A 13,558-nucleotide genomic window follows, 5' to 3' on the forward strand; every position below is an offset into this window, starting at 1 on the left:
GTTCAGCCAACATTTTATTGTAGACGAAACGAACGCAACCGAAGGTTTTCGCAAGAAATTGCTCTTGTTCTTGTGTTGGGTACAGACGGAACTTATATGCTTTGTTTGCCATATCGAATCACCTCACTTCAATGGGCGCACCACCCGTTGTGAGTAAGCAAAAGCTTCTCAACATCGTGCTTCCATTCTACTAAGGAAATATTGTAATTTTCACCCAGTCTAATTTCATTGATATATCAGCCTTTCATTTATATAAGACTGATTATATCATAGCAAAAAAAGACAACTTTAGGCTACGCCTAACCGAATTTCATCTCCCACTTTCACTGGTGCTGGCACACCTTCACGTTTAGAAGTGGGAGACTTCTTTCGGAGGGAAGTTAAATCTTTAAGCATTTTACGATGTTTTAAAAAAATAGGCCATAGTCCTTCATCCAACGTAAAAATGGCATGACGATGCGCTACTTGCAAAACGTCCTCTGCAAGTAGTCGACTCCATTCTTCAGTTTCCCCATTAAAACAAATTGTACAAAATCTTCCTTTACAACGATAAGGTACTTTTTTACATCATGGCAACCTTCACAAACAAATAGTTTAAAACCTTGACTGTAATCTACACAACTACGGAATTTTTCAACTTCTTTAATTACGATAGGCCTAACCTTTTTTTATGTTTTTTATAAAGTTGTCCCAACGGGAATTTTCATCGAAAAAAATCTGTTTAAGAATGTTTGTCTCCATACTTTTAGTTTAACAAAAATTGCAGTTAAAAAGGGAGCTCTCGCTCCCTAAAATTTTATATTTTCCTATACGTTAAAGAAAAGGTCCCTTCATGTAAGAAAGGACCTTTAAATCAAGAAGTAATTACATCATGCCCATGCCGCCCATGTCAGGCATACCTGCTGGTGCCTTTTCTGGTTCTGGCTTATCGGCAACGATGGATTCTGTTGTTAAGAACATAGCGGAAACAGATGCAGCATTTTGTAATGCAGAACGAGTAACTTTAGCTGGGTCAACGATACCAGCTTGAATCATGTTTACCCATTCTCCTGTAGCTGCGTTGAAACCAATGCCAATTTCCTCTTTCTTGAGGCGCTCAACAATAACAGAACCTTCTAAGCCTGCATTATTAGCGATTTGACGAACTGGCTCTTCTAAAGCACGTTTAACAATCTCAACACCAGTTTTTTCATCGCCAGTTGCTTGAACTTTTTCAACTGCAGCTATGACATTTACAAGTGCTGTACCACCACCGGAAACAATACCTTCTTCAACGGCAGCACGAGTGGAGTTCAAAGCATCTTCAATACGAAGTTTCTTCTCTTTTAATTCTGTTTCAGTAGCAGCACCAACTTTAATGACAGCTACGCCACCAGCTAGTTTTGCTAAGCGTTCTTGTAATTTTTCACGGTCAAATTCAGAAGTAGTTTCTTCTAATTGTTGACGAATTTGGCCTACACGAGCACCAATTTGTGCTTTATCACCATTTCCATCAACGATGATTGTATTCTCTTTCGTTACACGTACTTGGCGTGCACGACCTAACTGATCAATGGTAGTTGTTTTAAGGTCTAGACCTAATTCTTCAGTAATTACTTCACCACCAGTTAAGATGGCAATATCTTGTAACATTGCTTTACGACGATCACCAAATCCAGGTGCTTTTACAGCCACTGCTGTGAAGGTTCCACGAAGTTTATTTACTACTAAAGTAGCTAACGCTTCTCCTTCTAAGTCTTCAGCAATGATCAACAATGGGCGACCTTGTTGAACGACTTTTTCTAAGACTGGTAAAATATCTTGAATGCTAGAAATCTTCTTATCTGTAATTAAGATATATGGATCTTCTAATACAGCTTCCATTTTGTCTGTATCTGTAATCATATAAGGAGAAATGTAACCACGGTCAAATTGCATACCTTCAACAACTTCTAATTCAGTAACAAATCCCTTGGATTCTTCAACAGTGATAACACCATCGTTACCTACTTTTTCCATTGCTTCTGCAATCAATTGACCTACTTCTTCATCAGCTGAAGAAATCGCTGCAACTTGTGCAATAGAAGCTTTTCCTTCGATTGGTTTTGCAATTCGCTTAATCTCTTCTACTGCTGCATTAACTGCTTTTTCAATCCCTTTGCGGATTACCATTGGATTTGCGCCAGCAGTTACGTTCTTTAATCCTTCACGGATTAATGCTTGTGCCAAAACAGTAGCGGTAGTTGTACCGTCACCAGCTACATCATTTGTTTTTGTTGCAACTTCTTTTACTAATTGAGCCCCCATGTTTTCAAATGGGTCTTCTAATTCAATTTCTTTTGCAATAGTTACACCATCATTAGTAATAAGTGGTGAACCAAATTTTTTCTCTAATACAACGTTACGACCTTTTGGCCCTAAGGTTACTTTTACAGCGTTTGCTAATGCATCTACACCACGTAGCATCGCACGACGAGCTTCTTCGCCAAAAATAATTTGTTTAGCCATCAAAATCGCCTCCTGGTTTCAAAATAAAGTATATAAGTATATGAAGTGTTATTCTATCGGCTATTCAATAATCGCTAGAATATCGCTTTCACGCATAATTAAGTATTCTTTGTCTTGGTACTTAAGTTCGGTACCTGCATATTTGGAATAGATCACGCGATCTCCTTCTTTTACATCTAATGCTTCGCGCTCTCCTTTTTCATTGCGGCGGCTACCTACTGCAACGACTTTGCCTTCTTGTGGCTTTTCTTTTGCAGTATCTGGTAAGACAATACCGCTAGCAGTTGTTTGTTCTTTTTCAATTGGTTCGATAACCACACGGTCACCAACTGGTTTAATCATAAAAAGAAACCTCCTTATACGTTTAATTTTCATTTTCTTATTAGCACTCGCCATCAATGAGTGCTAACACAATTCTAATAATAATAAAACTTAGCATATTTTTCAAGTCGTTTTATTAAAATTTTAGTCAAGTCCTAGATTATGTGTAAAATGCCAGTGACAATGTTTAGCGAAATAAGAAATTTGCTTGAAATGCCTAGCGACTAAATAAATTAAGGGGAAAGGCTAGTCAAGAGGGAGAGCAAAGCGGCTCTTGAGAAGCCTTGAACCATTATTTACAATTGAGGCTTTCATTTCAAGTCTTCATCATCCAAATTGATATACTTTTTTGAAGAGCTTATCCATTCTTCGTTGATATCCATTAAAATAGTCCCTATTAAACGAGTTGCAGATTGTTCGTTGGGAAAGATTCGTATCACTTTTTCTCTTCTGCGTATTTCTTCGTTTAATCGTTCTAAAGCATTCGTACTTTTTAAACGATTATAAGCTTGACGAGTAACAACACTATACTGAAAAGCATCTTCAAATCCATCATCGAGTTTGTCGCATGCTTTCTTGTATTTATTACTATCAGCATAATCTTGAATAAGTGCATCTTTTGCTTTTCGTGCTATCTCAATGTCCGTATAACGAAAGATTGATTTTAACGATTCACGAAATGCTTTCGAATTTTTTCGAGGAATGACTGACAAAATATTTCTCATAAAATGGACCTGACATCTTTGCCAAGAAGCACCTGCAAAAACCTTTTTTATAGCTGAAACTTGTCCAGCATGTGCATCGGAAATAACTAATTTTGTATCGGATAAACCTCGATTTTTTAATTGCTGGAAGAAACGAACCCAACTATCTTCACTTTCACCATTTTCAATCATAAATCCTAAAATTTCACGGTTTCCTTGATTGGAAATGCCAATGGCAATATGACAACTTTTTGATATAACTCTTTTGTCCTCGCGGACTTTGATGTATATGACATCTGTCATAAGAAATGGATATTTTGTATCTACTAATGCACGATTTTGCCATTCTTCAACGATTGGATCTAGCTCTTTCGTTAATGAAGATACAAACGATTTTGATACACTTTTCCCGCATAACTCTTCGACGATTTGAGTTACTTTGCGTGTAGATACTCCTGAAACATACATTTCAACAATGGCTGCCAAAAGAGCCTTTTCATTCCTTTGATATCTTTCAAAAATGGTTGGTGAAAACTCACCATCTCTTGTTCGAGGAACTCGTAGTGTTAGTGTTCCGATACGAGTTGTATACTCACGATCATAATAGCCATTTCGTTGAGTCGTTCGATTGTCTGTGCGTTCGTAATTGGCAGCTTGGATATACTCTGTCCGCTGTTCTTCCATTAACTGATTAAAAACAGTAGTTAAAATAAGCTTCGCACTCGAATCTGTAACAGATTTCTCAATTAAGTTTTGAATATCTTTGCTATCCATAGTAAAATGTACTTGGGTCATATGAATTTCCTCCTGAGTACTTGGTATGTTTTTTCGCTAAAAACATTGTACCGCAGGTTTTTCATATGACCTATTCTTTTTACACAATTATATGGACTTTATCAAAATTTTTCCGTCAAACAGTATGCCCAAATTCTAACATAATATTCCAACGAAAGATACAAAAAAATAAGTGCTACAAGGAGCACTGAGAAAAGATATATTATAATAGTTTCTGAATTTAAAATTAAAGATATTTTCATTTATTATGGTAGAGAAAGTATGGCTTTATTGCCATCAGGACAATAATAGGTGTTTCTATCCTGAATCGGGGCGCATTTGTTTTCCAAAAATGAGTCAATCACAATCTTACGTTCACTATCTATCATAATCTCAGTTTCAAATAGATCTAATAAGGTTTTTACAGCCTTAGAGCTCATAGTATTTATCTGAGTATTAGTTAGCCCATATTCATGTAATTTAGTAATTTCTTCTTCGGTTAAAAGTTTAATTGTAGCTTCAGGATTGCTAACTAATAGTGAGAACTTCTCCTGCCAATAGCCAATTAGTTTTAATGCCACATCACCTGTAAGAAAAGTATGATCGGGCTGACTCTGATCACGAGGAACAAATCCAGAAAATCTTTTCTTATCATTATAATTCCCCTTTTAAAACTTACCAATCTGTTATTCGCGATAAGCAATTGAAATATAGGTATTTTAGTTCGGATTAGTATTGCTTCGTACTCACAACACTACTAATTTTTTATTCAGGCCTTATAATAATTTGTTCGGATTTTTCAAACCATTGAATCCACCTTGAATCATTAAAAAAGCCTTTATCCTGAATGGATTCCCATTCTTCTTCAGGGAATATTTCATTTGAGATCTGATTGATCAATTTTAACTTAATTTGATAGCTTTTGAGTTCTTCTAAATCATCTTCATCTAGTAATATACTACTACCCTCGATACTCCAAGCGTTTGAATTACCTAAAAAGTTTCGTAAACCTTTAAAGTAATCATTAAATATGAGGGGTGACTGTAAATTCTTTGTATAAATTTTATTGTAGGTTGCATACAAACCATTTAAATTAGCTATATTCTCCTGTAATAAATTACTTATTCCATTCTTATCATCTAAAGTTATGGTTTTCTTCGCGATCCATTGATTTAATGTTTCTTCTTACCTTTTTCTTCATAAAAAGTCCTCCATAGGAATGTAACGAACAGATTGGGCACAACAGTACACCAGTCTGTAAATTATTTCAATAGAAATTAACCTGCATTATAAATATAAGGGAATTTAGGTTGTAAATTTCTTAAAGTATTTATCTATCCAGTTAAATAAAATTATTATTTTATGGAAAAATTGTTCATCTTTTACAATTAACGAACCATCTATTGTTAATTTTTGTTGTTCCTGTCCAAAATTCTCCTTACTTTTAGGAATTGGACAGGACTAATGTAGATAATTATTTGAAATACTTATATTATTATCTTGTGTTATTGATTAAATCTGCTGCAAAATTTAATCCATCTTGTTCAGTAAATAGGCTACTTAAATGAAATTTCATCAAGTAATAAACATCTTTATCATTAAATAGTAGGAATAATATTTTTCCACGTTTTGTTTCTTCTAATTTGTATTCTACTAGTACATCCCCAATTTTTTTATTTTCTGAGCCTGATAAAGAAGATGAACCTTTTCCTATATTAAGTTCAACAGTCTTTTCACCTTTATATTCACCATAAAGAATTCTCATTCTATTATTTTCCTCAATTTGTTGCTTTTGTTCATCAGTTAATGATATAAGCTCTCCTTTTTCGTTTGCATAGATGACTTGAGCAATATAACGATTTCCCGTTGTTTTTAAATCTAATTCGGGTGGTAGCAATAAACTAATAAAGGTTATCGATAAATTCTCCTGTGTAGGGATTGTTATATTTACATCCATCTGTTTTTCTATTTCTCTTTCAATATCACTAGGAAATGTATTTTTACTACAAGCTGTTAGCCCCATACTTAAAAGGAAAATTATGATAAATATTTTTTTATTCATAATTTCTCACCGTCCCATTAATATTTAAATACTAATAGCAATTTTCTATCAATTAGAAAAGATAATGGGCATGATTGCTTGAACCACTAATAAGCTTTAACCACTATCAAATAATATTATCTACCTATTATTTTAATTACTTTAATGACTCAGCAAACTTAAGAATTTCTTCTTTAGTTATATTACCTTTTGAAATTATAAAATGATTAGTCTTATTTTTATACCAACTCAAAGCAATTATCTCTTTATCCGGATACTCTAATATTTGCCCTTCCACTCCTTGTATCATTAAATCTTGAGTATCACTGTCTCCAATTATTACTTGTGCAGCTTTTGTTGTATATCGATCCAATTACTAGGGTCATTTTGATTTCTATATCTGATAGTAATTGCTTTATGTGCTTCTATATTAAGTTTAACTCCATTTTTGAATTGATATTCCTGCTATTAAATCCCTCCTTTTTTTTCATATTTTTAAAATTAGTGCTAATCTTTGATTACCTATTTCTTTATCATTGTTGATTTTCCTTTAAAATGGAATTAGAAAATATAATTCGTTCATTACCCTAGACTTTAGGGAAGGAGACAATGTTTCATGCATATTGGTAATCGAATCAAAAAATTGCGTGAATCTTTGGGGATTAAAAGGAAGACTTTGCTTCAGGTGTTATATCCTACTCTCACTTAAGCAATATTGAGGTTGGTAAAAATGGTGCTTCAAAAGAGATATTAATCGCAATTGAAAAAAAACTTAATGTGCCAAAAGAATATTTAACAAGATATAAGGATATTGATCATGATTTAGAGACCAAATTATCCTCTTTGAAAGCGAATCTAGATCTTAAAAACTTAGATGAAGCAGAGTCAATTTTAGAGAATATAAAAAAAGATTATCCTTATATTAACTCAATCAACCAGGAAGCTCTCTATTATTTGTTAGAAAGCTACTATTATTTCAGAACAAACAATCATAAGGATTTTGCGATAATTTATGAGAAAGAATTATTACCCCTTCTCGAAAACGTGGAGATAGACCGTATTCCCTCAGAACTTTTTAAAGAAACTTATTATTACCTAAATGCTGTCAACCATTTTACAAATAAACAATATGAGGATAGTTACCAATGTTTTCTTAAACAACTTCCTTTAGTAAAAGATCCGATTATAAAGGCCGGAACTAACTACAATATTGCCTTATCTTTGGCAAAATTAAACAAAACAAATCTAGCCATTCCGTATGCTAATAATGCCTTAGATGTTTATCTTCATGAAAACAAATGGACAAATGCAGCTGAAAATTTGAATAATGATTCATTATTAAAATTTTCAGCGTTTCGTTTTACTCGTTGCCATACCTCCCATAGATGTCAGGACGATAGATTTTGTCATATAGCGCATGAAATCTAATCCAGCGTTGGAGTCGGTTAAACAACTTTCTTACGTGGGCTTTACGGTAGTAGTTGCCCCATCCTCGTATAACAGGATTGATGAAATCGATGATTTGGAAGACGGTGAGTGGGATACGTCTGCGCGTTCGTGCCCGAATCGTGTCCATGAACTGCTTGATCGACTTGTCCTTGGGATAAGCATAAATATTGATTTTTGGTTGTTTCTTCACCTTTTCCCGCGGTAGCGACAGTCCCTTTCCCCGTTTCAGCTTGTATCCCAAAAACTCGAATCCCCATTTGATGTGGGTGATCTTTGTTTTGTTCGGGTGAAGCGTCAGTCCGAGCGACTCCAGAATGGTCTTTGCGTCCCGCAGCGCTCGTGCGGCTTCCGCCTGCGTTTTGCAGAGGACGACCCAATCGTCGGCAAATCGCGTCAGTCGGTATCCTCTATCAGTCATTTCATGGTCAAACCGATTCAGGTAGATATTACTGAACAGCGGACTAATGACGCTTCCTTGCGGTGTGCCGTTCGGCGTCGCGTATTTCTTCCCGCTTTCCATGTACCCGGCTTCGAGCATTTGTCTAACCAATTTGAGGATTCTCCCGTCACTGACTTGTTCAGCAATCATGTCGATAAGCGGTTCATGATGAACTGTACCGAAGAAGTCCCGCAGATCGGCGTCAACGACCCATTCACATCCATCCATCAGTTCGCGGTAAATCTTACGCATCGCTTGATGCGTAGTCCTTCCCGGTCGGTATCCGAAGCTGCATTCACTGAAAAGAGGTTCGAAAATGGGTTCCAACCGGTTTTTCAACGCTTGCTGGCATACCCGATCTCGTATCGCCGGGATGCCCAGTGGCCGCTTCTCATTTGGTTTCCCTTTCTTGGGAATAAGAATCCGCCTAACTGGCATCGGCAGATACGTCCCCCGTTTCAGTTCTTCGTGCAGCCGCTCCAGTTCCTGTTCGGCTGTCTTTTGGAATGCCGGAATAGTGACCTTATCGATCCCACCGCTTCCTCCGTTTGCTCTCACCGATTCCCATGCCATTTCCAAGTTCGTTCTGTGATACACTTTGTCGATTAACGAATGAACCTTTCGTCCTGTGCCTTCTGCTTTCATGCGTTCCGTGTCCTCCGCCTGCAAGTTTTGGGTCTTTCACATAGGGAACTATCCGTTCCTTGCCGCCTACTCGCGAAACTCACTCCAGTTCTGGTCTCCATAAAGCGAGCCGCCTTCCCCTGCTGCATCACCTTTTGAGTGAGCAGAAGCCAACCGCACCAGGGCGGTTGATCCGGACGTTTCTGTTGTTCGTCCGTTCCAAAGTATTACGCGGCTCTCCGACTTCTCGCCATGCGTCCGGTATGCACTTCGGGGTTTCCTTATAACATCCGTTACTGAAACTGCCGCGCGTTCTTTGAAACGGCGGGCGCGGCACGACCGCTTCGACTTTATTTACCCACTCGTCCTGCAAGTGCATTAGTTTCAGACATGACGAGATCTCCGTGGGTCACATCGTCATCTTTCGTACCATGCCGTCCGCACACACCTTGGTGCGATGGGTGGACTAGAACGCCTTCGTCTCCATAGTGCAGACTCGACCTTGCCCCATCTTTGGCCGACCGGTTCGCAATTCGGGCTGCCCCGTTTCACTACGGCCTGGTACTTCTCCTCAAGCCCTTCAGACTCTGCCTCGCGACAGACGCCCTGCCCTCCGGCAACAAAATTGCCGGCCCCCGAGGCATTACCCCCGGGTTTGGATATGAGCCCCCTAGTCCGAGGCTCAGCGGGACTTTAACCCACCTGATGATCGTGCTGCAACGCACGCACTATGACCCCCTCCGACTCCCTCTCATCTATCCACCATTTCGTTTGCACTTATAGGTTTCTGCTTTACTTTCCCTTGAAAAAGAAAGTGATGAGGAGGGTATCCCCAGTTCCGTTACTTACTTTCCTAGCATGTCGCTCCCCTTACCCCGAGAGATTCTTCTATGTTGCTTTCCAAGGTCTTCACACCTTCCATGGTCTTCGCCCATTTTCACCAGGCTCGACTTCTCTTTATCCTCTTAGAGGGTTCTTTTGATGAGGCGGCAGGATTCACTTGATGTTACAACCTGCTAAGTTGCTCGCACTTCTTGTTATGAAGTTACTTTGTCACAGGGCTTCAACCTTAGGATTTCTCCACCAGTTACCTGTCAGCTACTGAGCGTCTTGGCACTTATTCAGGTTGGACTTTCACCAACTAGCAATTAACGGCTTGCTGGGCACGCTAAAAATAAAAAATCCTTCTTCAAAAGATGAAAAAAAGATTTTAAATAAAAATGTGAGATAATAAAATATCTGAAATACCATGTTTTCTTTTTTTTAAAAAAAGATTCATATAAGTTTGTGATTGATTGTGAAATTTACTTATTTCATAGGTGCATCTAGCGGATCATATAATATATAAACTGGAAATAACTTAGGTGTGACAGTAAAGCTAATTTTTTTCCCGTTTTTGTCTTTATATGTAACAAAGTAATCTCCAAAGTGAGTGTCGAATTCAACATATTGATATTGGAGGTCTAAGTCATTATACTTAATATTTACGTAGAGTGAGGTTGAAATTGTAGCTACTGTTTTAGGTAAAATAGTAGAAATCTGCAATAGAACAATGACTACTAATATAACGATGGCTATTATTACAGATTTTTTCATTAAATTCCCCCTTAATTTTATGGGATTTCAATAATATCTATGTGACTATAATCACTAATAGCACTCAATAATGGGTAATCTCTTCTTTCATTTGAATGACCAGCTAGTTTAAAATCGCTATTAACGGTATCGTAGGCAGATATTATCATAGCGTGTGTTGGTACTGTTATAAAATTTGCAACCCCTTTACTAAAAATGACTACATCACCTTTATAAATAGAACGTGTATAAACAGTCTTATGGTTCGCAACGTAATAATCATGAGACATACTATGAACAGTAGATTTAGGTCTCCAATAGCTTAAAAAAGTATCTACACTTATCCAAGGACTTGGATCAGCTAAAGTCCAACTGTAATCTAATTCTGCTGCACTTGTAGGGACTAAATAGGTAGAGTTTTTCTTGTATATATACCAAGTCCCCTCCATTGCCTTACCTCCACCTACATGCATAGCTTGTGATACAAAATTAGTACAATCGCTTCCCCATCCTCCGGTAAAAGCAGGGTAATTAGTGCTGTATTTATTATAGTTATTATAGTTATTATATGCCCAATCTCCTGCCGCAGTACCATTATAATAACTAGCAAGAATAGTAAATGAATTTTGTTCAACCTGCTCATTATTTTCGTCTAAAAATTGGATTGATGTCTTATCATCAGTATTTTTAGCGTATCTTAGAAAATAAGCGTACATAATTTTTTTGTCATTTTTAAATTCGATTGATGGGTAAATTTCTATAATTTTATGCATAATATCTATTTTATCTTCTTTTATTAGGGATGTTACTTTATCAATCAAGTCCATATCATTATAAAATTGGCTGAGGATGTTAGCTACTTTTAGATCTTCTTTATAATAATAAGTTAGTGTTTCCAAGATAATCTTTTCTTCTACTACTGGATCAACTAAATCAGTCTTTTTTTCACTTTTTTTAGTTTCTTTTTCTTTAAAGTATTGCTTGATGTATTTGTTTTGAGACTTACTTACATCCTCGTTAGCGTTTACTACTGGAATTAAAGTACTCATTAAAAGGGTAAATACTAATAGATAACTAAATAGTCTTTTCATACTAAATACTCTCCTTTATTGTTTAATTTTAATTAGATAATTTTTAATTTCCTCCTTCTTATCCAATCTACTAATTACGACGAGAGACTATTAAAAATGGATGCTATTTTTTTAAAAATATAATGTGCGCTTATGTCAAGACACGTTTTTTGAATCCTTAGTTATGAACTCCTTTCTTGATTTTAAGCTGCACTTTTCAAATTACCATAGTAGATATCAGCAGGTGTTTTATAATCATAGCTTTGGTGTCCTCTGTTGAAATTGTAATTTTCGATATACTCTTTTGTTATCTTTTTCACCTCCGTTACTGTTTCAGGGTACATCAAATAGAGGCGTTCCCATTTATATGATTGAAAAAACCGTTCTATTGCGATATTATCTGTTGCACGGCCTTTTCCATCTATGTTGATTTTAGTTGAATTAAAGCTTTTGATTAACTCTATTATTCCTTTGAGGTGAATTGACTTACTTGGTCGCTGTTAATTATTTCCGGTGTTCCATGACTCCTAACTGCTTCTTTTACAACGCGAGTAACAGTTTCAGCCTGTAATGTATTGCTTATTGTATATCCAACTATAAATCTTAAGTACCAGTCTATTATGGCTGGTAAATATACAAATCCATTGGGTGTCCCAACATATGTTATGTCTATAGACCACACTTGATTTGGTCTTGTTATATCAAGATTTCTAAGAAGATAAGGGTATGTCTTTACCATCTTTGCTCTTTTACTAAGATTAGGTCCTGGATAAAATGCAACAATGTCCATTTCTTCCATGTAGCGCTTAACAACGCGACTTCCTATCTTGAAGCCAAGTTTATTCAGTTCATTTCTTATTCTCCTAACACCAAATGAAGGTTCTTTATAGTGAATTCTATCAATAGCATTCTTAATATTAATTTCTTCTTGTGATGGAGCAACTTCAACTGGAACATGATATGCTGTAGATCTTGCTAATCCTATGAGACTACACTGACGCTTTATGGTTAGTTTAGAACCTTCAAAATCAATCAATGACTTTTTTCCTCATTTGTGAAACTTGTTTATGCTTTTTTTTAACCAATCTACATCCAAAGTAAGTTCGCCCATTTTTTTGATAAAAAGCTCCTTTTCTTCTTCATGCTCTGCCTTAAGTTTTTCGCCAAGGCTCATATTTACGATGTCGATTTTGTTTGTGATTGCCCACTCAATTCCTGCAACAATGTCACTGTAATTACCGCTTCCGCTTTGATCTAAGGCTTTAATCGCATAAATTTCTGCCTGTGGTGCAACTCCTATAATACCTATTTCATTATCTAAAGCAGCTATAGTCCCTGCTACATGTGTACCATGGCCATTGTCATCCTTAAAATCAGTTGTCCCTTCTACAAAAGTTGCTCCTCCATTGACCTTTAAATCTTCATGCGTGTCATCTATTCCAGTGTCAATGATCCCTATTTTAATCCCTTTTCCAGAATTGCCTAAGTCCTGAACATTTGTAGCTTTTACATGAGGGATTCCCCATGGAATCACTTGACTTGAAGCTTTCGCTATGGCATCCTTTTCTATATAATCTATATTTGGATTCTTGGATAATGCTTCTATTGCTTTATCTGGTAGTTTTGCAGCTACAACTGGAATATATTGATATTGATTTTTCAATTTCCCACCGTGATCCTTTATTACCTTCGTATCCACTTTAGATTTGAAGGCGATAAAGTAAGTGTTGTCCGCACGATCTGGTGGGATTTTTTCTTGGGCTAACATGGAAGTGGTCAATGTAAAAATTAACAATAATGTGGTGATTACAACCAATAGTCTTCTCATTCTCTCACCGCCTTCCCTTCATAATAGACTAGTTCTGATCTAATCTTGTTTAACTACTTCTTTCTCTTTTTTAATTTTCCTTTTTAATGGAAGAAGATTAAGAATTTTGGCTTTTACCCTTTTTCACTAGCGTTGCATTAATTAAATCTGATGATTCAAAATAATAGCAATCTTCAAAAATTGTCCATACAACAAAAAAATCCTTTACAATGGAAGTACAGGTGATTCCTGTCCAAATCCAATAGT

Annotated in this window: 14 protein-coding genes and 1 pseudogene; 1 reads left to right on the top strand and 14 read right to left on the bottom strand. The window is 36.3% G+C overall.

Translation table 11 applies throughout. The features are described from left to right. From TEPIDINF_RS14505 to TEPIDINF_RS14540, 8 genes and pseudogenes are all read right to left on the bottom strand, one after another. Window positions 1-112 (bottom strand): helix-turn-helix domain-containing protein (locus TEPIDINF_RS14505; protein WP_421692152.1); only part of this gene is annotated, 112 nt, incomplete at its 3' end. 269 nt (window positions 113-381) lie between these two features. Further along, a pseudogene (locus TEPIDINF_RS14510) lies at window positions 382-741 on the bottom strand (transposase zinc-binding domain-containing protein); the annotation flags it as partial. Window positions 742-864: 123 nt separating this feature from the next. After that, window positions 865-2,487: a chaperonin GroEL gene (gene groL, locus TEPIDINF_RS14515; RefSeq protein ID WP_421692383.1), complete on the bottom strand. Its 1,623-nt coding sequence runs from the start codon at window positions 2,485-2,487 to the stop codon at window positions 865-867. Between the two features lie 60 nt (window positions 2,488-2,547). Beyond that, window positions 2,548-2,829, bottom strand: a complete 282-nt coding sequence (groES, locus tag TEPIDINF_RS14520; RefSeq protein WP_068727841.1) for a co-chaperone GroES — start codon at window positions 2,827-2,829, stop codon at window positions 2,548-2,550. A 290-nt stretch (window positions 2,830-3,119) separates the two neighbouring features. Continuing rightward, complete coding sequence (locus tag TEPIDINF_RS14525; protein ID WP_421692384.1) at window positions 3,120-4,307, bottom strand: IS256 family transposase; 1,188 nt, start codon at window positions 4,305-4,307, stop codon at window positions 3,120-3,122. A 245-nt stretch (window positions 4,308-4,552) separates the two neighbouring features. After that, window positions 4,553-4,867 (bottom strand): hypothetical protein, encoded by a 315-nt coding sequence (locus TEPIDINF_RS14530; protein ID WP_421692385.1) that lies wholly within the window; start codon window positions 4,865-4,867, stop codon window positions 4,553-4,555. Between the two features lie 914 nt (window positions 4,868-5,781). After that, on the bottom strand, window positions 5,782-6,348 hold the full coding sequence (locus TEPIDINF_RS14535) for a hypothetical protein (RefSeq protein WP_421692386.1): 567 nt from the start codon (window positions 6,346-6,348) through the stop codon (window positions 5,782-5,784). Window positions 6,349-6,484: 136 nt separating this feature from the next. Then, complete coding sequence (locus TEPIDINF_RS14540) at window positions 6,485-6,700, bottom strand: DUF4367 domain-containing protein (protein ID WP_421692387.1); 216 nt, start codon at window positions 6,698-6,700, stop codon at window positions 6,485-6,487. A gap of 317 nt (window positions 6,701-7,017) precedes the next feature. On the opposite strand from TEPIDINF_RS14540, the gene TEPIDINF_RS14545 reads away from it, so the two are divergent. Next, the gene (locus tag TEPIDINF_RS14545) at window positions 7,018-7,755 is read left to right on the top strand and encodes a helix-turn-helix domain-containing protein (RefSeq protein ID WP_421692393.1); all 738 of its coding nucleotides are present in this window, start codon (window positions 7,018-7,020) and stop codon (window positions 7,753-7,755) included. Here the strand turns inward: TEPIDINF_RS14545 and ltrA are convergent. The 6 genes from ltrA to TEPIDINF_RS14575 all read right to left on the bottom strand — a co-directional run bounded on the left by ltrA (window position 7,688) and on the right by TEPIDINF_RS14575 (window position 13,312). Continuing rightward, window positions 7,688-8,860 carry a group II intron reverse transcriptase/maturase gene (gene ltrA / locus TEPIDINF_RS14550; protein WP_421692388.1) on the bottom strand — a complete coding sequence of 391 codons (1,173 nt, stop codon included), beginning with the start codon at window positions 8,858-8,860 and terminating at the stop codon, window positions 7,688-7,690. The two genes, TEPIDINF_RS14545 and ltrA, sit on opposite strands and share 68 nt — an antisense overlap. Window positions 8,861-10,147: 1,287 nt before the next feature. Then, window positions 10,148-10,435: a hypothetical protein gene (locus TEPIDINF_RS14555; protein WP_421692389.1), complete on the bottom strand. Its 288-nt coding sequence runs from the start codon at window positions 10,433-10,435 to the stop codon at window positions 10,148-10,150. Window positions 10,436-10,452: 17 nt separating this feature from the next. Then, entirely contained in the window at window positions 10,453-11,505 is a 1,053-nt protein-coding gene (locus TEPIDINF_RS14560; RefSeq protein WP_421692390.1) for an amidase domain-containing protein, read from the bottom strand. A 182-nt stretch (window positions 11,506-11,687) separates the two neighbouring features. Then, window positions 11,688-11,966: an integrase core domain-containing protein gene (locus TEPIDINF_RS14565; RefSeq protein WP_421692394.1), complete on the bottom strand. Its 279-nt coding sequence runs from the start codon at window positions 11,964-11,966 to the stop codon at window positions 11,688-11,690. Then, entirely contained in the window at window positions 11,948-12,520 is a 573-nt protein-coding gene (locus tag TEPIDINF_RS14570; protein WP_421692391.1) for a DDE-type integrase/transposase/recombinase, read from the bottom strand. Before TEPIDINF_RS14570 ends, TEPIDINF_RS14565 begins: the two co-directional genes overlap by 19 nt. 12 nt (window positions 12,521-12,532) lie before the next feature. Further along, the gene (locus TEPIDINF_RS14575; protein WP_421692392.1) at window positions 12,533-13,312 is read right to left on the bottom strand and encodes a S8 family serine peptidase; all 780 of its coding nucleotides are present in this window, start codon (window positions 13,310-13,312) and stop codon (window positions 12,533-12,535) included. Window positions 13,313-13,558 lie beyond the last annotated feature (246 nt).

This window comes from Tepidibacillus infernus, assembly GCF_048898065.1.
GTDB classification, from domain to species: domain Bacteria; phylum Bacillota; class Bacilli; order Tepidibacillales; family Tepidibacillaceae; genus Tepidibacillus_B; species Tepidibacillus_B infernus.

Excerpts from the sequence above, each read along its gene's own strand:
- TEPIDINF_RS14525 (WP_421692384.1), bottom strand. The coding sequence starts at position 4,307 with ATGACCCAAGTACATTTTACTATGGATAGCAAAGATATTCAAAACTTA.
- ltrA (WP_421692388.1), bottom strand. The coding sequence starts at position 8,860 with ATGAAAGCAGAAGGCACAGGACGAAAGGTTCATTCGTTAATCGACAAA.
- TEPIDINF_RS14535 (WP_421692386.1), bottom strand. The coding sequence starts at position 6,348 with ATGAATAAAAAAATATTTATCATAATTTTCCTTTTAAGTATGGGGCTA.
- TEPIDINF_RS14560 (WP_421692390.1), bottom strand. The coding sequence starts at position 11,505 with ATGAAAAGACTATTTAGTTATCTATTAGTATTTACCCTTTTAATGAGT.
- groES (WP_068727841.1), bottom strand. The coding sequence starts at position 2,829 with ATGATTAAACCAGTTGGTGACCGTGTGGTTATCGAACCAATTGAAAAA.
- groL (WP_421692383.1), bottom strand. The coding sequence starts at position 2,487 with ATGGCTAAACAAATTATTTTTGGCGAAGAAGCTCGTCGTGCGATGCTA.
- TEPIDINF_RS14575 (WP_421692392.1), bottom strand. The coding sequence starts at position 13,312 with ATGAGAAGACTATTGGTTGTAATCACCACATTATTGTTAATTTTTACA.
- TEPIDINF_RS14555 (WP_421692389.1), bottom strand. The coding sequence starts at position 10,435 with ATGAAAAAATCTGTAATAATAGCCATCGTTATATTAGTAGTCATTGTT.